Source organism: Halomonas sp. DP1Y21-3, from assembly GCF_019801245.1.
GTDB classification, from domain to species: Bacteria; Pseudomonadota; Gammaproteobacteria; order Pseudomonadales; family Halomonadaceae; genus Halomonas; species Halomonas litopenaei.
This window is the reverse complement of the sequence record NZ_JAHVJM010000001.1, coordinates 628,560-645,961: the sequence shown is the minus strand read 5'-3', so window position 1 is coordinate 645,961 and position 17,402 is coordinate 628,560. Positions and strand designations below refer to the sequence as shown.

The window sequence follows — 17,402 nt, the reverse complement described above, 5'->3', positions numbered from 1 at the left end:
CATGACACTGCCACGCTGGCCGCTGGCCGCGGCACTGGCCATCGGCCTCGCACTACCACTCGGCAACACCCAGGCTGCCACCATTCGCCTGGGAGGGATCGTGCCGGGGACGGTGATCAACAAGGACGTGCAGTCCATCCGTGAGCGTCGCTACGAAAATCTGGTCGAGCAGCGCACCGACTTTTCCTGTGGTGCCGCTTCGCTGGCCACCCTGCTCAAGTACGCCTACCAACGTCCCGACACCACCGAGCACGACGTGCTGGCGGGGATGCTGGAGGTAGCCGACCTGGAGCTGGTACAGCAGCAGGGCTTCTCCCTGCTGGATCTGAAGAACTATGTCGAGACCCTGGGCCTGCGCGGGCGCGGCTATGAAGTCGACGCCGAGACCCTGGATGACGTCTCAATTCCGGTGATCGTCCTACTGGACCTCAACGGCTACAAACACTTCGTGGTCATGAAGAAGGCCAGCGCAGATCGCGTCTATATCGGTGATCCGGCGTTGGGCAACCGGGTGATGTCCCGGGACGAATTCATGGCCGCCTGGAACAATATCATCTTCGCGGTGGTGGGCGACGGCTTCGATCGCTATACCGCCTTGCTCGATCCGCGCCAGCCTTTGACGGCGCATCGAATGAAGGACGTGTTTTCGCCCGTCTCACGCGAGCAGATGATCGACTTCGGTTTCCGTCACGCTGAACTGTTCTGATAACGATAACGCTCTTTCGGCAAGGCTCAGCGGCGAGCAGGAAGGCGCCGTCGATCAGGGGGCAACACCATGATGGGACATGACAGGGGACCAGGGCTGAAATACTGGGCAATGCTGTTGGCATTGTCGTTGGCTCTGGGCGCACCGGCAGCGTTGGCTGCCACCACCGACTTTGACCGCTTCGAGGGTTTCAGCGAGGCGCGTCAGCTATCCGACAGTGAACTGGGACAACAGCGCGGGCGCTTCGCCGATAAGGGGCGCCTGATGTTTTTCGGGGTGCAGATGGTCAGCGAATGGCGCACCGCGGCGGGGGATCATCTATCTGCCGGGGCGCAGATGCTGGGTGATCTGAGTCGAGGCCAACCCACGGTGAGCTTCCAGCCCACCATTACCGTGGTGGAGAGCGCCGCGGGTCTGGCAAGTCTTGGCAACGGTGCAACGATAGTCGATCGGGGCACCGCCAACGCCTCCGGCGTGGTGCAGTCGATCCAGGCGGGGGGGGACTTCAACGTCGCCGCCAATGACCTGGTCATCGATGTCATGGACGCCTCGAGCTTCGGTGGAGTGAGCCCGGACACCAGCGGCAATCTGACCCGCTCCATCGCCGGCAGTACCATCGCGGTATCCGCCGTCGGCAACAACATGAGCGTATCCGTGGACATTCCGGGTATGGGCAGCATCAGTCAGGCCATTGTACCCGGCGGCGGGCTGAATCAGGCGATCCAGCTCTCCAGCAACATGCAGCAGGTGCGCAACCTGACCCGGCTGCAGCTGTATATGGGTAACCAGGCCGGGGTGGGAGACAGGGCGGTACCCGGCATGCTCAGCGGCATCAAGTCCGCGGCGGCACTGCGTTGACAGCTATGAAGGATTTGGCCGTCGTAAACGCACAATTTGACTACACTTTACCAGGAGTGTCGGGGGACCCTGCTGGAAGGGGAGCAGAAGGGCGCAGTAGACGCTCGACAAGAAGTACAAACGATTTCATTCGGGGACAAGGAGATCGACGTGAATATCGTCATCAACAGGACGCTCTGCCCGCCGTTGGCGGGCCTTTTACTGGCCGGTGCTGCGGCGCCTGCTCTTGCACAACAGACCGTCGGAGCCGAACAGCAAGAAGCGCTGGAATCCCAGGAGGCCTCGCGCAGCGTGCAGGATATTTTCCGCGAGGAGCACGCGCTGTTTTCCGATCGCCTGACCATCGAACCCGGGATCACCTACACCTACTCGGATCGGGATAGCCTGGCACTACGCGGCTTTCTGGCACTGGACGCCATCTTTCTCGGCGAGCTGAATCTCGACAATGTCGAGACCCACATTACCACCCTGGATATCAATACCCGTTATGGCCTGACCGATCGGCTGGAAGCCAGCATCAATGTGCCCTTCGTCTATCGCACCACCACCATCCAGTCCATCGGTGGTGAGTTCTCCACAGAACGCAATGTGGAGGATGACGTCGATGAAGCCGGGCTAGGTGATATCTCGGCGAGCCTGTCCTACCGGCTGCTGCCGGAGACCGTGGAGAGGCCCGACGTGGTGGTCAGTCTGGGGGTGCGTGCGCCCACCGGCAAGGACCCCTACGGCATCGAAATCGAGCAATCCGATACCGCCGGTAACCTGTCGGTTCCCAAGGAATTGCCCACCGGCAACGGCGTCTGGGGCGTGACTGCCGGGGTGTCGGTACTCAAGACTCTGGACCCGGCCATCGTCTTCGCCAACCTGGGCTACACCTACAATATCGAGGAAGATTTCGACGATATTTCGGCGGGTGAGGGTGATCAGCGCGCCGATGTGGATCTGGGTGACAGCATCAGCGCAGGCTTCGGTACCGCCTTTGCCTTGAATGAGCGGCTGAGTCTGGCGTTGTCCTACTCCCACGAATATATCCGCAAGACCGAGATTACTCCGGAAGGTGGCAATGAGACCGAGGTTATCGGCAGTGACGCCACTATCGGGGTGTTCAATATCGGTGGCACCTACGCCATGACCGATTCCACCTCGGTGGTCACCAACCTGGGCATCGGCATGACCGATGACGCCTCGGATATCAGCCTGACCTTCCGTATGCCGTTCCAGCTATAGAGCGGTTGGCATTTAACCAGCGCAAGAACGCTCGCCAGTGAGTCGGCCGACCCTCGGGGTCGGCCGATTGCGTTGGTGCCTCTGGTCTTGATGCGCTCTCCTGGCCATCGTGACATGGGCCGACCCGCGACTCGCCCCCGACCGGGCGGCGATGGCATACTAGGCGCCGAATCGAATGTCGACGGTACCTGCATGCTCAAGACCTTGGCGATAGTGCTGCTGGCACTGCTCGCCCTGCTTCAGTATCGACTGTGGCTGGGCCAGGGCGGTGTCATGGAAATGAATGAAGTCAGCGGGCGGGTGGCGGCGCTGGAGGCGGAAAACCAGCCCCTGCGCGATCGCAATGCTCGCCTTAGCGCCGAGGTGGTGGACCTCAAGACCGGTCTCGATGCCATCGAGGAACGCGCTCGCAGCGATGTGGGCATGGTGCGCACCGACGAGCAGTTCTTCTGGGTGCCCGGGGTCGAGACCGACGTCGCCCCGGTGGCCCAACCGACACCGGGATCTGCCCAGGGGGCCAGTGAATGAGCCGACTGTGGCTGATCGTGCCGGCGGCGGGCGTCGGCAAGCGGGTCGGCGGGACCTGCCCCAAGCAGTATCTCGAAGTGGCGGGGCGACCGGTGCTGGCGCATACCCTGGCGCGGCTGCATCAGAGCTTTCCCGAGGCGCGGCTGTGCCTGTGCCTGGCGCCCGATGACGACTGGTTCGACCCGGCGCTGGTCCCCTTTACCGACTGGCAGCGGGTGGCCGGCGGCGCCGAGCGCGTGCACAGCGTGGTCAATGCCCTGGCGGCGGTCGCCGCCCAAGGCGCCCCCGATGACCTGGTGCTGGTGCACGACGTGGCGCGCCCCTGTGTCAGCGCCGATGACCTGTCACGGCTCTACAACGCTGCCCTCGCGAGCCCTGACGGGGCGCTGCTGGCCTCGCCGGTGGCGGATACCATCAAGCGTGACGATGGCCAGGGGGCGGTGGCGAACACCGAGGACCGACGGGGTCTGTGGCAGGCCCAGACGCCCCAGGCATTTCGCTTTGCTCTGCTTCAGGAAGCTCTGGCCCGGGCGCTGGCGCCGGACGGCATCGGTGTCGGCCGGATCACCGACGAGGCGTCGGCGGTGGAGGCCCTGGGCCGCGCGCCCCGACTGGTCGCCGGTCGCCGCGACAATATCAAGATCACCCACCCCGAGGACCTGCGCCTGGCCGAGTTGATCCTGGCCGGCGACGCGGTGCTCCGGGATCTGCACGAGAGTTCATGAACATGCTGCTGCCCCTGCGCATAGGCCACGGCTTCGACGTCCATCGCTTCGGCGAGGGTGACCACCTGATGATCGGGGGCGTGCGACTGCCCTTCGATCGGGGGTTCGTGGCGCACTCCGATGGCGACGTTCTGTTGCATGCCATCAGTGATGCGCTGCTGGGCGCCTGCGCCCTCGGTGATATCGGTCACCTGTTTCCGGATACCGACCCTGAGTGGAAGGGCGCCGACAGTCGCGACCTGCTGCGGCGGGTGGTGGCACGGGTGGCGCAGGCCGGCTACCGGGTGGCCAACCTGGACGCCACCCTGATGGCCCAGGCGCCGAAGATGGCACCGCATCTCGGTGCCATGCGCGACGCCCTGGCCGAGGACCTGGGCATCGACAGGGGCGCCATCAACGTCAAGGCCACCACGACAGAGCGTCTCGGCTTCACCGGGCGTGGCGAGGGCATCGCCGCCGAGGCGGTGGTGCTGATGGCGGCCATTGACAATGATGCCACCAGCGCCGCCGGGGACCCTGGCGCCAGTGTCACGAGGGCCGAATCGACATGAGCGATGCCATCGTCTGGCCCCCGGACTGGCCGCGCTATCTGGACGAGCGTTTCGGCGCCCCGATGGCTGGGCGTTACCGGGAAACCCCCGAGGATTTCCAGGTCGAGGAGGACCTTGGGTTCGCTCCTGAGGGCCAGGGCGAGCACCTGTGGCTGTGGATCGCCAAGCGTGACACCACCACCGCCAGGGTCGCCTCGACCCTGGCCCACCAGTGTCAGGTGAGTCGCCGCGACGTCGGTTATGCCGGCATGAAGGACCGCACGGCGGTAACGCGTCAGTGGTTCTCGGTGCATCTTGCGGGGCGTGAGGCGCCGAAAGATCTCGACGCACGACTGGCGGCGGAGGGCTATGTGGTCGAGGCCGCCAGCCGTCATCCGCGCAAGCTCAAGCGTGGGGTCCATCGCGGCAACCGCTTTCGTCTGAAGCTGACCGGCGAGGTGGCTCGGGACCCTGGGCTCGAACAGCGCTTCGAGGCCTTGGTGAGCGACGGGGTGCCCAACTATTTCGGGCCCCAGCGGTTCGGTCACGAGGGGCGCAACCTGAGCAAGGCCTGTGCGGTGCTCGAGCGCGGCTGGCGCAAGCGTGATGACCGCGAGGGCATGCTGTTGTCCGCCGCTCGCAGCTACCTGTTCAACGCCCAGTTGGCCGAGCGTCTGCGCAGGGGCTGCTGGCGAGAGGTGCTGGCCGGCGATGTGATGATGCTGGAAGGTACCCACAGCCTGTTCGACGTGGAAAGCCCCGATGACGCCTTGAAGGCGCGCCTCGAGCAAGGCGACATCCATCCCGCCGGGGTACTCTGGGGGACCGGTGGCAGTCGCGCCCGGGAGCGAGCCGAGGCGCTGGAGCAAGACGTCCTGGCCGAGGCGCCGGCGCTTTGCGCCGGACTCGAGAAGGCCAGGGTCAAGGCGTCCCGACGGGCGTTGAGAGTCATGCCCACCGAGGCCCGTCTATGGCGTCAGGGCGACGCGGTGTGGCTCGAGTTCCGCTTGCCCGCCGGGGCCTTTGCCACCGCCGTGCTGCGTGAGCTGATGGATCACCCCACCTTGAGCTTTCGCAACGCGCCGTCCGTCGACGAGCCTTTAGTGAAGGAGCCTGTGGCCAGGCAGCCTGGGGAAGAGCTGACCGGGGACGCGCAACCAGTGGCCGAGCAACACCAGGGAGATACACCATGAGGAGACTGCTGCTATCCAACGACGACGGCGTCAACGCGCCTGGCTTGAAGGCCTTGCATGACGCCCTCAGCCCCTATGCCAAGCTCAGGGTGGTCGCCCCCGATCGTGATCGCAGCGGTGCCAGCAACTCCCTTACCCTGTCGCGTCCGCTGTCGCTCAGCCCCATGGACAGCGGCTTCTACAGCGTCGACGGTACCCCCGCCGACTGTGTCTATCTTGGCGTCAACGGCGTCTGGGACGAGACGCCGGATCTGGTGATCTCGGGTATCAACCATGGCGGCAACCTGGGCGACGACGTGCTCTACTCGGGCACCGTGGCGGCGGCCATGGAAGGGCGCAATCTGGGCATGACGGCCATCGCCGTGTCACTGGTCGGGCACCGCTACTTCGAGACCGCTGGCCGGGTGGCGGCGAGCCTGGTAGGGGCACTGGAGCAGCTTTCGCTGCCGCCGCGCAGCCTGCTCAATGTCAATGTGCCGGATGTGCCGTGGGAGGAGCTGCGCGGCTTTCGCGTCACTCGCATGGGCTATCGTGGCCCCGCCGAACGCCCCATCGAGACGCGCGATCCCCGTGGACGGTTGCGCTACTGGATCGCCCCGGTGGGGGAAAATGCCGACGATGCGCCGGACACGGACTTCGCCGCGGTGGCGGAGGGTTACGTCTCCATCACCCCGCTGCAGACCGATCTGACCCGACACGCCGCACGCGATGATGTGCAGGACTGGCTTGATGCGCTCACCTGATCTCAGAGGCGTCGGCATGACGTCCCAGCGAACCCGGGACCGCATGGTCAGCCGCATGCGCGAGCAGGGCATTCGCTCGTCTCGCGTGCTCGAGGTGATGGCGCGGGAACCTCGCCATCTGTTCCTTGACGAGGCCCTGGCGCATCGTGCCTACGAAGATACCGCGCTGCCGATCGGCCACGGCCAGACCCTGTCGCAGCCCTGGATCGTCGGACGCATGAGCGAGCTGATCCTCGAGCAGGCGCCCGAGCGAGTGCTGGAGGTGGGGACCGGGTCAGGCTACCAGACGCTGATCCTGGCACGTCTGGTGACGGAACTCTGGTCGGTGGAGAGGATCAATGCTCTGCATCGTATCGCCGCCTCACGCCTGCGCCTGTTGAAGACCTACAACGCGCGCTTGAGGCTGGCCGACGGCGGGCACGGGTGGCCCGAGGCCGCCCCCTTCGACGCCATCCTGCTGACCGCCTGTGCCAGCGAACTGCCCGAACCTCTGCTGTCCCAGCTGGTGGACGGCGGCGTGCTGATCGCGCCGCTGGAAGGGCACGATGGACGCCAGTGGCTGACCCGTGTAAGGCGCGAGGGAGAGCGCTTTGAATTCGAACGGCTGGAGCCGGTACGCTTCGTGCCGTTACTTGAAGGAGTAATTCGTTGAAACATTCGCTAGGCCTCTACCTCCGGGGTGCGGGCATGGGGGCGGCGGATGCCGTCCCGGGAGTCTCCGGGGGCACCATTGCCTTCGTCACCGGCATCTACGAGGAGCTGATCCACACCATCAAGCGCTTCGGTCCCAGTGCCTTCGGGGCGCTGAAACAGGGCGGCGTCAGGGGGCTCGTCGCTCACCTGAACCTGCGCTTCCTGCTTCCGCTGATGGCCGGCATCCTGACCAGCCTGATCACCGTGGCTCACCTGGTGGTGTGGCTGCTGGATAGCCATCCGCTGCTGCTCAACGGCTTCTTCTTTGGCCTGGTGGCGGCGTCGGCGCTGGTGGTCGGCAAGCACCCGGCCGACTGGCGCTGGTGGCACATGCTGCCGCTGGCGCTGGGACTGGTGCTGGCCCAGGCGCTGCCGTCGCTGATGCCGCTGGTCAACGCCCTCGGCAGCCCCTCGCTGGTACTGGTCGTCGGTGGCGCCATCGCCATCAGCGCGATGCTGTTGCCCGGCGTCTCGGGCAGCTTTCTTTTGTTGAGCATGGGCCTCTACGACGTGGTGATGCAGGGGATCCGCGGTTTTGATGTACCGCTGCTGGGGCTGTTTGCCCTGGGGTGCCTGGTTGGCCTTTTCACCTTTTCGCGTCTGCTGTCGTGGCTGCTGCGACGTCATCACACCGCCACCCTGCAGCTGCTGGTCGGCTTCATCGTGGGCTCGCTGCCGATCCTCTGGCCCTGGCGGGAGCTGACGCGCTATCAGCTAGGCAGTGACAATCAAGTCATCCCGCTGGACTATCGTTATCTGGCCCCCTGGGATTATTCTGCGGTGACCGGAGAGGCCGCGCAGCTGGTGGGGGTGACGCTGCTCGCCATCCTCGGCATGCTGGTGGTCCTCATCGTTGCCAGGGTTGGCGCTTCGTCCGCCGCCCGCGAAGACGCCAACGCTAGCCGCTCGACGCGGTCAGCCGACAAGGAGACACCACACGATGCATAAGACTCTCGTCATCTCCAGCCTGGCGCTGGTCCTGGCCGGCTGTGTCAATCAGCAGGGCCCGAGCCAGCCGGTCCAGGTTCAGGACCTGTCGTCGGCCCGTGCCGCCCAGGTGCCTGCGCAGTACACCGTCGAGTCCGGCGATACGCTGTACGGCATCGCCTGGCGCCACGATATGGACTTCCGCGAACTGGCCCGGATCAACAATATCCAGCCTCCCTACCGCATCGACGTCGGCCAGACGCTGAGCCTGTCGGCCAACGGTCAAGCCCCGTCGTCGGGCGCCGGTAGCCAGCAGGTAGCGGGCGCGCAGGCAGGCCAGGGCGGGGCGGTGGCAACGCCCCTCGGCCAGGAAAGTCAGAACGCTCAGCCCTCCTCCGAGGATCTCGAGTGGCTGTTGCCGGACGGCAGCACCGAGACCGTGAGCGCGAGTACCGAGCAGATCAGCGGTACCGCGGCCCAGGGCGCAGCCGCCGTGGCCGGTGTCAGCGCGACCGCTCCGGGACCGGTGTACGACTACGACACCCCCGGCGCCGATGGCAGCCTGAGCAGTCAGGATGAGGCCGAACGCGCCCAGCGCGAAGCCGAGGAATCGGTGGTGGCGGCCGCCGAGGAAGAGGCCAGGGCACAGCAACAGCAGCAGGCCGAGGCTAGCGATTCTGCACAGTCAGAAACCGTGGCCGCCAACGCTTCGCAGGACAGCGGCAGCAGCAGCCAGGCGACGTCTTCCAGTGGCGGCGAAAGCGCTTCAAGCGGCGGGTCCCGGACCTATACGCCGGTCGATGAGGTCCCCTGGCAGTGGCCGGCCGACGGCCAGATTGTCAGCCAGTTCGGCGAGAGTTCGAGCATCACCGCCGGCATTGATATCGGCGGTCAAAAGGGGCAACCTGTCAGAGCGGCGGGGCCGGGCAAGGTGGTCTACGCGGGCAGCGGTGTGCGGGGCTACGGCAAGCTCATCCTGCTCAAGCATAACGATGAATACCTGAGTGCCTACGCCCACAACGACAGTCTCAAGGTCAGCGAGAACGATGTCGTCGAGGCAGGCCAGGTCATCGCCACCATGGGCGATTCCGACGCCGAGGACGTACGCCTGCATTTCGAGGTGCGCAAGGACGGTCAGCCGCAGGATCCGACGAAATATCTTCCTTCCCGTTGAGAAACGGCAGTTTCTCCAGGATGAGCGTCACACAATAATAATCTTTGGCGTTGATCGTAGTGGGTGACGACAACGCCGGGTCGCAACCACGGGGTAGCTATACGATGAGCATGCTTGAACGGGATCTTCAGGATGTGAATCTCGAAACGGTAGACGAGGCTGACGAGGACGCCGTCGAGGACGTGACGGACGAGGCCGAAGAGGTCGAGGAAGCCGACGACGAGACTCAGGCGTTCGAGAAGGCGCTGGGTCGCGAGGATCGCTATGCGCGCCAGAGCCTCGACGCCACCCAGATCTACTTGAACGAGATCGGCTTCTCGCCATTGCTGACGCCGGAGGAAGAGGTCTATTTCGGCCGTCTGGCGCGCAAGGGCGACCCCCAGGGGCGGGCACGGATGATCGAGTCCAACCTGCGCCTGGTGGTGAAGATCGCGCGCCGCTACCTCAATCGTGGCCTGACCCTGCTGGACCTGATCGAAGAGGGCAACCTCGGCCTGATTCGTGCGGTGGAGAAGTTCGATCCGGAGCGCGGCTTTCGCTTCTCGACCTACGCCACCTGGTGGATTCGCCAGACCATCGAACGGGCGCTGATGAATCAGACCCGCACGATTCGCCTGCCGATCCACGTGGTCAAGGAACTCAACATCTACCTGCGCGCCGCCCGCGAGCTGACCCAGAAGCTCGATCACGAGGCCACCGCCGAAGAGATCGCCGAACATCTGGACAAGCCCGTCGAGACCGTCAAGAAGATGATGGGGCTCAACGAGCGGGTGTCCTCGGTCGACTACCCCATGGGCGGCGAGAGCGACAAGCCGTTGATCGAGACCCTCACCGACGACAACGAGCAGGGGCCCGAGTCGACGTTGGTCGACGGTGACGTCAAGGCCCACGTCAATCACTGGCTGGCGGAGCTTACCGAGAAACAGTGCGAGGTGGTGGTGCGACGCTTTGGCCTTCGTGGCCACGAGGCCGCCACCCTGGAGCAGGTCGGCGAGGAGATCGGCCTGACCCGCGAGCGGGTGCGCCAGATTCAGGTCGAGGCGCTCAAGAAGCTGCGCCGGATGCTCGACAAGCAGGGCCTGTCGCTGGACGCCATCTTCGAGTAGTCCCGTCAGCCTGGCGTGACCAGGGTACTGTCGGTGGAGGTACCCGCTAGTAGATGATGTCAGTGCATGCTGGAGCGCTTGGATAGAGGCATGTGCTCGACCTTCAAGACTGACCCCGTGAGACGTATCCATAAGCGCCGGGCCAAGCCTGGCGCTTTTTTTAGTGGTTTTGTCTGGTTGCTATCTAAGTATTGGTTTAACTAGCTGTCTCGGAAGAGTTTTATGGACTTATATGCCATGAAATACCCTTTTCTATTGAGCATAATATGGTGACAACACTAGCCTCTGCACACTGACCTCGGAGTCCCCATGTCTCGCCCCCTGATCGCCGATATCGACCTGGATGCCCTGCGCCACAATTACCGGCTTGCCGCGGGCCTGGCCCCTGGCAGCCTCAGCGTCGCGGTGCTCAAGGCGGACGCCTACGGCCATGGCGCCGTCGCCTGCGCGAGGGCCTTGTCCGGCGAGGCGCCGATGTTTGCGGTGGCAGCGATCGAGGAGGCGGTCGCCCTGCGCGAGGCCGGCATCGAGGAGCCCATCGTGCTGCTCGAGGGGATCTTCAGCGCCGATGAGCTGGCCCAGATGGAGGCGCTTGGCCTGGGCATGGCGATTCACAGCGACTGGCAGCTCGAGGCCGCCCTGGCACGGCGTCCGGCCCGGCCCATCCCGGTGTGGCTGAAGGTGGACTCCGGCATGCATCGGCTGGGCTTCCCGCCCGAGCGGGCCGAAGCGGCCTGGCGGGCACTCGAGGCGGCCCCCGAGTGTGTCTGTGATCTTCACCTGATGAGCCACTTCGCCACCGCCGACAGTACCGATGCTGGCTACTTTCAACGTCAGCGCGAGTGCATTGTGGCGCTGGCCGAGCGTCTCGACGCGCCCACCTGCCTGGCCAACTCGCCAAGTATTCTTGCCCAGCCCTCGGCCCACGGTGCCATCAACCGTCCGGGAGTGATGCTCTACGGGGCCGACCCACTGGAGGTCGCCAACAGCGCAAGCCAGCAGCTTGCACCGGTGATGAGCCTGCGCAGCGAGATCATCGCCGTGCGCGAGCTTTCCGCGGGGGAGCCGGTGGGCTACGGGGGGCGCTTCGTCACCTCTCGGCCCTCGCGTATCGGGGTGGTGGCCTGTGGCTACGGCGACGGCTATGACCGCCACGCGGTGGACGGCACTCCGGTGCTGGTCGACGGCAAGCGCACCCATGTGGCCGGCAAGGTGTCGATGGACATGATGACGGTGGACCTGAGCGAACTACCCGAGGCAGGCATCGGCAGCGAGGTGGTGCTGTGGGGCCGCAGCCGTCACGGTGGCGTTCTGTCGGTGGATGAAGTGGCCCGATTCTGCGACACCATCAGCTATACCCTGTTGACCGGGGTGCTGCCACGGGTGCCCAGGCGGTACAATGGCGCCGTTAGCGACTGACGGCCTGGCTCGTCGGTCGTCCTGATCGACCGACGAGGGATCGCATGTCCAAGGACACAACGACCGCGCCACGTTACTGGACCCAGCCACGCTACTGGCCGACCTACCTTGCCATCACCGCCATGCGCGCCAGTGCCTGGTTGCCGTGGCGCTGCAAGCTGGCGCTGGGCCGATTGATCGGACTGGCTGCCTGGCGTTTCGCCGGGCGTCGCCGTCATATCACCGAGACCAATATTCGCCTTTGCTTTCCCGAGCTCGACCCGGCGGCCCAGGCCCGCCTGGTCAAGCAGAGCTTTCTGGCCAACGGCATCGGCATCTTCGAGACCGCCACCGGCTGGTGCCGGGATCCCGAACATCTGCGCCACCGGGTCACCTTCAAGGGCCAGGAGCATATGGCCAAGGTCCAGGCCGAAGGCAAGGGCGCGCTGATCATCGGCATCCACTTCTCCACCCTGGATCTCGGCGGCGCCCTGCACTCGCTGTTCTTTCCCGCCGACGTGGTCTATCGCCCCCACGACAATCCGGTGTTCGAGCGTTTCATGACCCGTGCCCGCAACGGCATCTTCGGTACCGCCATCGATCGTCATGACCTGCGTGGCGTGGTGCGACGGATCAAGGCCGGTCACCACGTCTGGTACAGTCCGGACCAGGACTTCGGTCGTGACGCCAGCGTGTTTGCGCCCTTCTTCGGAGTCGAGGCGGCGTCGATCAAGCTGACGGCCAAGATCGCCAAGATGACCGGCGCGCCGGTGATGCCGCTGATCTTTCATCGCAATCCCGACAATCGCACCTACAGCCTCGAATACCTGCCCGCCCTGGACAACTTCCCCAGCGGTGACGAGGTCGCCGACGCTGCCCGTATCAACGCGGTGATCGAGGCCGCGATTCGCCGCCATCCCGAGCAGTATCTGTGGATGCACCGGCGCTTCAAGACCCGCCCCAGGGGCGAGGCCAAGATCTACTGATGGACCCGCCTGGCGGGGCTTGCCGGCTTGGCCGCGGGCGCCCCGTCGGTCCAGGCGTCAACCGATCTGCTCGAGGCGCGCCGCCAGGCGTTCTCGCATGGGGGTCAGGTCGAGGCGGTGTGCGCCTCTTTCCAGGCGTTCCACGATAAAGGCCTGATCCATCGGGTCGCTGGCGCCGTCCGCCAGCGCCTGGCCGACCCGCTGAGCCATCCGCTGAATGCTGGGGAGCTGGTGTTCCCCGGCGAACAGTGACTGGGTCTTGAGCGACTTGAGCAAACCCAGCAGGGTGCTCTGGTCCTCGGCGCCGTAGGACAGGATCGGCACGAACAGGCGGTGCAGCAGGCTGTCGTAGCGTTCCACCGGCCAGGTCACACGGCGCTTGCCGTCACCGTCGACCATGGTGTTGGCCGGCTGCCATTTGAGGTAGCGGCACAGCAGATCGGTCATCCGGTGCAGGCACAGCCTGGCGGTGCCGGGGTCGTTGATCCCCGGCGACAGCGCCTTGATCGCCACTTCCATCATCTGGGTCAGTCCGTGGACGAAGTGCTCGTCGATGGATTCTCCGTCGAGATAGGTGAGGGTGGAGAGCACCTCGTCGCACCACTCCTCGTTGGGCGTGTCCTCGCATTCCAGGATAGCGATGGGCAGCCCCTCCACCACGTAGTCGCCGAAACGAAACTGCAGATGCAGCACGCCACCGATGCGCTCGGCAAGCTCCGCCAGTCGCTCGAGGTTGGCGTTCTGCACATAGCCCGCCATGCGCGCATGGATCTCGTGACACTGGGCGCTCGGCGGTGCAGCCGAGGGCAGGTAGCGCCAATGGTCATCGGTTTCCTTGTCGTGCAGACGCTGCATGCTGGCCAGGGTGGTGTCATGGAGCCCGGAGATCACGGCATCGATCTGGATCGACTGGGAGGCGTTGTGGATGAAATAGACGAACAGCGCCAGGCAGTGCAGCACCATGGCGCAGGCCAGATAGATGGCGAGCGAACGCCAGGCGGCTTCGCCGTCGTCGACCTCCGGCACGATCAATAGAATCAGGATGAACAGGATGGTGCCGAGGTAGTGGCCGAGCACCCACTGATTGGCGCGCTCCGATACCAGCCCGAATACCAGCTTGTGGGAAAAGTTGCCGCCGGCCTGGGACAGCACCGACATCACCATGGAAAAGCTGAACACCATCAGCGAGATCATGCCACCGAGCATGGCCGCCAGCAGTGACTGGGCGCTGCCCGGGGCGGTGAGACTGAGCTTCTGGATCACCTCCGGCAGCGAGGTGTCGCTGATCGGTGGGGCCAGCGCCAGCAGGCCGAGTAGACCGTAGACCAGGGCTGCCAGGGTCGGCAGGTAGGCGATGCTGGTGTAAAAGGCGCGAATCAACCGCACCGGATGGAAGGTCAGCGATGACATGGCAGGGACCCTGTCAGGTAGCGGTGGATGGGATAGGTCGATGTCGACGACAAGATGCGTCGCATGTGGCTCTTATCGCTTCAAGCGTGCTGTCATGCAAGTACGCCGGTAAACGCTGGCGGCAGCGGAAAGACTGGAACTGCACAAACGACGACGCCACCGGCGTGGGCCGGTGGCGTCGTTGCAGTGCGCAGTGCTTGTCGTATCAGGCGTCGATACGCTTGTACTTCATCCGATGCGGCGTGTCGTCACCGACGCGCTTCTTGTGATCGGCTTCGTACTCGGTGTAATTGCCGGCGAAGAACTCGACGTGGGACTCGCCCTCGAAGGCCAGGATATGGGTCGCGATGCGGTCCAGGAACCAGCGATCGTGGGAGATCACCATGGCGCAGCCGGGGAAGGCCAGCAGAGCCTCTTCCAGCGCACGCAGGGTCTCGATATCCAGGTCGTTGGACGGTTCGTCGAGCAGCAGCACGTTGGCGCCCTGCTTCAGGGTCTGGGCCAGCTGCAGGCGGCCGCGCTCACCACCGGAGAGGTCCCTGAGGAACTTCTGCTGGTCATTGCCCTTGAAGTTGAAACGCCCGACGTAGGCCCGTGAGGAGACCTCGTAGCCGTTGATGTTGAGGATATCCTGTCCATCGGACACCGCTTCCCACACCGTCTGCTTGTCGTCGAGGGCGTCGCGCATCTGCTCGACGTAGGCGATGTCCACCGTCTCGCCGAGCACCACTTCGCCGGCGTCCGGCTTCTCGCTGCCCTGGATCAGCTTGAACAGGGTGGACTTGCCGGCACCGTTGCCGCCGACGATACCGACGATGGCACCCTGGGGGATGGTGAAGCTCAGGTCCTCGTAGAGCAGCTTGTCGTCGAAGCGCTTGGACACCCCGTGGAATTCGATGACCTTGTCGCCCAGACGCGGACCCGGCGGAATGTAGATCTCGTTGGTCTCGTTGCGCTTCTGGAAGTCGCCGGACTGCATCTCCTCGAAGCGGTTGAGGCGTGCCTTGCTCTTGGCCTGACGGCCCTTGGCGTTGGAGCGAACCCACTCGAGCTCGTGCTTGATCGCCTTCTGACGCGAGGCCTCGGCCTTGGCTTCCTGCTCCAGGCGCTTCTCCTTGGCTTCCAGCCACTGGGAGTAGTTGCCTTCGAAGGGGATGCCCTGGCCGCGGTCGAGCTCGAGGATCCAGCCGGCCACGTTGTCGAGGAAGTAGCGGTCGTGGGTGATGGCTACCACGGTACCGGAATAGTCGTGGAGGAAGCGCTCGAGCCAGGCCACGGACTCGGCGTCCAGGTGGTTGGTCGGCTCGTCCAGCAGCAGCATGTCCGGGTTGGACAGCAGCAGGCGGCACAGCGCCACGCGGCGACGTTCGCCACCGGACAGGTGGCCGACATTGGCCTCCCAGGGCGGTAGCCGCAGTGCCTCGGCGGCGACTTCCAGCTTGCGCTCCAGGTTATGGGCGTCGGCGGCCTCGATCAGGTTCTCGAGCTTGGCCTGTTCGGCGGCCAGCGCGTCGAAGTCGGCGTCCGGTTCGGCGTAGGCCGCATAGACGGCGTCCAGTTTGGCCTGGGCTTCCTTGATCTCGCCCAGTGCCTCCTCGACGGTCTCGCGCACGTTCTTGGTGTCGTCGAGCTCGGGCTCCTGGGGCAGGTAGCCCACGTTGAGGCCCGGCATCGGCCGTGCCTCGCCTTCGATCTCGGTGTCCACGCCGGCCATGATCCGCAGAAGGGTGGACTTGCCGGCGCCGTTGAGACCGAGCACGCCGATCTTGGCCCCGGGGAAGAAGGACAGGGAGATGTCCTTGAGGATCTGCTTCTTGGGGGGCACGACCTTGCCCACCCGGTTCATGGTGTAGACGTATTGCGCCATGGGAACTCGCTAGTGTTGGGGAAACGATCACCACCGGCGCTGACGGACGCCCTGGGCGTCGACAGCATAGCCAGACGTGGACGATGCCGCGTTTCCACTGGGGTTCGCGGAAAAAAGCTGGTCACAGATGATAGAGCCGGAGGCGCACAAACGCCAGCCGTGTGGCGAGATCGAGGGGCGCCCCACGCAAGGTGAGGGGATTCGCCAGGCGAGAGCGAATGGCGGGGGCGATGCACCGACCGCCCCGGGAAAGACAGGTGGCGCTGGGTGCTATTCCTCTTCTTCTTCCTCTTCCTCGTCATAGCCCCAGTCGTCATCGATGGCCTGGCGCAGGCGACGTTCCTCGAGCAGGGCTTCCACTCGTCGGCGGGCGCGCAGGGTGTCAGCACGGTTGGAAGGACGACTGCGGGAATAGTCCTCGTCGTTGACCGCCTCCTGATCAGAGAGGTCGAGGTAGGCATCATCGAGAAGGGAATCACGGCTCATGTGAAATCTCCCATGGCCAGAGCGCCGAAGCGCGTCTTGTCACACCATGCTTCCGACGGCGGGAAGCGCCAACAGAATCCGAGGACTCTGTTGGCTATATAAGCGGGAATCGAGAAAAGTGCAAGAGGGAGGCGTGGACTGGCTCAGGCGCTGTCGGCGCCGTCACGCAGGCGATCGATCTCGGCCAGGTTGGCCACACGTTCGCTGACGTCCTTCTGGACGCCGATGAAGTAGACCAGCTCGTCACTTTCGTCCAACACCGGGGTCAGTGACAGCTCGTTGTAGAACAGGGTGCCGTCCTTCTTGTAGTTGCGCAGAACTTCGCGGCAGGGGCGCAACTCCTTCAAGGCCTTGCGCACGACGTCGAGGGCCGGCTGGTCGGTATCGTCGTTCTGCAGGAAGCGGCAGTCGCGGTAGAGGATCTCGTCCGCGCTGTAGCCGGTCAGGCGCTCGAAGCCCTGATTCACGTAGATCAGGATATGCTCGTCGCCTTCCTTCTCGGCCACCACGATCCCGTCTTCCGAGGCGTTGACGATGCGTTCGAGCAGTTCCGGGGCGATCATGTTCGGTCGTGTCATGGGACGTCCTGTTGCGGGCTTGGCGTTACACCCTTGTTGCCTGGTAATCAGGGGCCGGGGATTCAAGGGCCAGGATGTGCACCAAACCGGTAGTCTCTCGTAGACGGTTTGTGCGCAACCTCGGGATGTAATGATGGCTCTAATCGGCAAAATTTGATGCTAAGCATGGCCAGAGGGCGAGATTAAATCAATGGTCCGCTAAGGAAACGCTGCATAAATTGCTGCGCTCGACATCTCGACCGCCGGCGGTACTCAGGCTCCTCATTT

At 64.6% G+C, this 17,402-nt stretch carries 18 protein-coding genes; 14 read left to right on the top strand and 4 right to left on the bottom strand.

The window, feature by feature from the left end; translation table 11 throughout:
* Position 1: 1 nt before the first annotated feature.
* From KUV74_RS02725 to lpxL, 14 genes are all read left to right on the top strand, one after another.
* Positions 2-706, top strand: a complete 705-nt coding sequence (locus KUV74_RS02725; RefSeq protein WP_108131380.1) for a C39 family peptidase — start codon at positions 2-4, stop codon at positions 704-706.
* A 69-nt stretch (positions 707-775) separates the two neighbouring features.
* Positions 776-1,564, top strand: a complete 789-nt coding sequence (locus tag KUV74_RS02720) for a hypothetical protein (protein WP_124802684.1) — start codon at positions 776-778, stop codon at positions 1,562-1,564.
* A gap of 150 nt (positions 1,565-1,714) precedes the next feature.
* Complete coding sequence (locus tag KUV74_RS02715; protein WP_231498461.1) at positions 1,715-2,791, top strand: transporter; 1,077 nt, start codon at positions 1,715-1,717, stop codon at positions 2,789-2,791.
* A gap of 192 nt (positions 2,792-2,983) precedes the next feature.
* Complete coding sequence (gene ftsB, locus KUV74_RS02710) at positions 2,984-3,319, top strand: cell division protein FtsB (RefSeq protein WP_045991030.1); 336 nt, start codon at positions 2,984-2,986, stop codon at positions 3,317-3,319.
* A complete protein-coding gene (ispD, locus tag KUV74_RS02705; protein ID WP_045991031.1) occupies positions 3,316-4,044 on the top strand; it encodes a 2-C-methyl-D-erythritol 4-phosphate cytidylyltransferase in 729 nt (242 codons plus the stop codon). Before ftsB ends, ispD begins: the two co-directional genes overlap by 4 nt.
* Positions 4,045-4,058: 14 nt before the next feature.
* A complete protein-coding gene (gene ispF / locus KUV74_RS02700; RefSeq protein WP_045991067.1) occupies positions 4,059-4,595 on the top strand; it encodes a 2-C-methyl-D-erythritol 2,4-cyclodiphosphate synthase in 537 nt (178 codons plus the stop codon).
* Positions 4,592-5,767 carry a tRNA pseudouridine(13) synthase TruD gene (truD, locus tag KUV74_RS02695; RefSeq protein ID WP_071211075.1) on the top strand — a complete coding sequence of 392 codons (1,176 nt, stop codon included), beginning with the start codon at positions 4,592-4,594 and terminating at the stop codon, positions 5,765-5,767. Before ispF ends, truD begins: the two co-directional genes overlap by 4 nt.
* Complete coding sequence (gene surE / locus KUV74_RS02690) at positions 5,764-6,510, top strand: 5'/3'-nucleotidase SurE (protein WP_045991032.1); 747 nt, start codon at positions 5,764-5,766, stop codon at positions 6,508-6,510. Before truD ends, surE begins: the two co-directional genes overlap by 4 nt.
* Positions 6,497-7,162 carry a protein-L-isoaspartate(D-aspartate) O-methyltransferase gene (locus KUV74_RS02685; protein ID WP_045991033.1) on the top strand — a complete coding sequence of 222 codons (666 nt, stop codon included), beginning with the start codon at positions 6,497-6,499 and terminating at the stop codon, positions 7,160-7,162. Before surE ends, KUV74_RS02685 begins: the two co-directional genes overlap by 14 nt.
* Before the next feature lie 35 nt (positions 7,163-7,197).
* Positions 7,198-8,151 carry a DUF368 domain-containing protein gene (locus KUV74_RS02680; RefSeq protein ID WP_108131381.1) on the top strand — a complete coding sequence of 318 codons (954 nt, stop codon included), beginning with the start codon at positions 7,198-7,200 and terminating at the stop codon, positions 8,149-8,151.
* Positions 8,144-9,304, top strand: a complete 1,161-nt coding sequence (locus KUV74_RS02675) for a peptidoglycan DD-metalloendopeptidase family protein (protein WP_222515583.1) — start codon at positions 8,144-8,146, stop codon at positions 9,302-9,304. Before KUV74_RS02680 ends, KUV74_RS02675 begins: the two co-directional genes overlap by 8 nt.
* Before the next feature lie 110 nt (positions 9,305-9,414).
* On the top strand, positions 9,415-10,410 hold the full coding sequence (gene rpoS / locus KUV74_RS02670) for an RNA polymerase sigma factor RpoS (protein ID WP_108131627.1): 996 nt from the start codon (positions 9,415-9,417) through the stop codon (positions 10,408-10,410).
* Between the two features lie 309 nt (positions 10,411-10,719).
* Complete coding sequence (gene alr, locus KUV74_RS02665; RefSeq protein WP_222515582.1) at positions 10,720-11,829, top strand: alanine racemase; 1,110 nt, start codon at positions 10,720-10,722, stop codon at positions 11,827-11,829.
* Positions 11,830-11,873: 44 nt separating this feature from the next.
* A complete protein-coding gene (gene lpxL / locus KUV74_RS02660) occupies positions 11,874-12,794 on the top strand; it encodes an LpxL/LpxP family Kdo(2)-lipid IV(A) lauroyl/palmitoleoyl acyltransferase (protein WP_108131384.1) in 921 nt (306 codons plus the stop codon).
* Between the two features lie 57 nt (positions 12,795-12,851).
* Here the strand turns inward: lpxL and KUV74_RS02655 are convergent, their stop codons facing one another.
* The 4 genes from KUV74_RS02655 to KUV74_RS02640 all read right to left on the bottom strand — a co-directional run bounded on the left by KUV74_RS02655 (position 12,852) and on the right by KUV74_RS02640 (position 17,135).
* Positions 12,852-14,204: a DUF2254 domain-containing protein gene (locus tag KUV74_RS02655; protein WP_045991038.1), complete on the bottom strand. Its 1,353-nt coding sequence runs from the start codon at positions 14,202-14,204 to the stop codon at positions 12,852-12,854.
* Positions 14,205-14,409: 205 nt separating this feature from the next.
* A complete protein-coding gene (gene ettA / locus KUV74_RS02650) occupies positions 14,410-16,071 on the bottom strand; it encodes an energy-dependent translational throttle protein EttA (protein ID WP_045991039.1) in 1,662 nt (553 codons plus the stop codon).
* Between the two features lie 270 nt (positions 16,072-16,341).
* On the bottom strand, positions 16,342-16,557 hold the full coding sequence (locus tag KUV74_RS02645) for a PA3496 family putative envelope integrity protein (RefSeq protein WP_108131385.1): 216 nt from the start codon (positions 16,555-16,557) through the stop codon (positions 16,342-16,344).
* 143 nt (positions 16,558-16,700) lie between these two features.
* Positions 16,701-17,135 (bottom strand): PAS domain-containing protein, encoded by a 435-nt coding sequence (locus KUV74_RS02640; RefSeq protein WP_108131386.1) that lies wholly within the window; start codon positions 17,133-17,135, stop codon positions 16,701-16,703.
* Between the last annotated feature and the right edge of the window lie 267 nt (positions 17,136-17,402).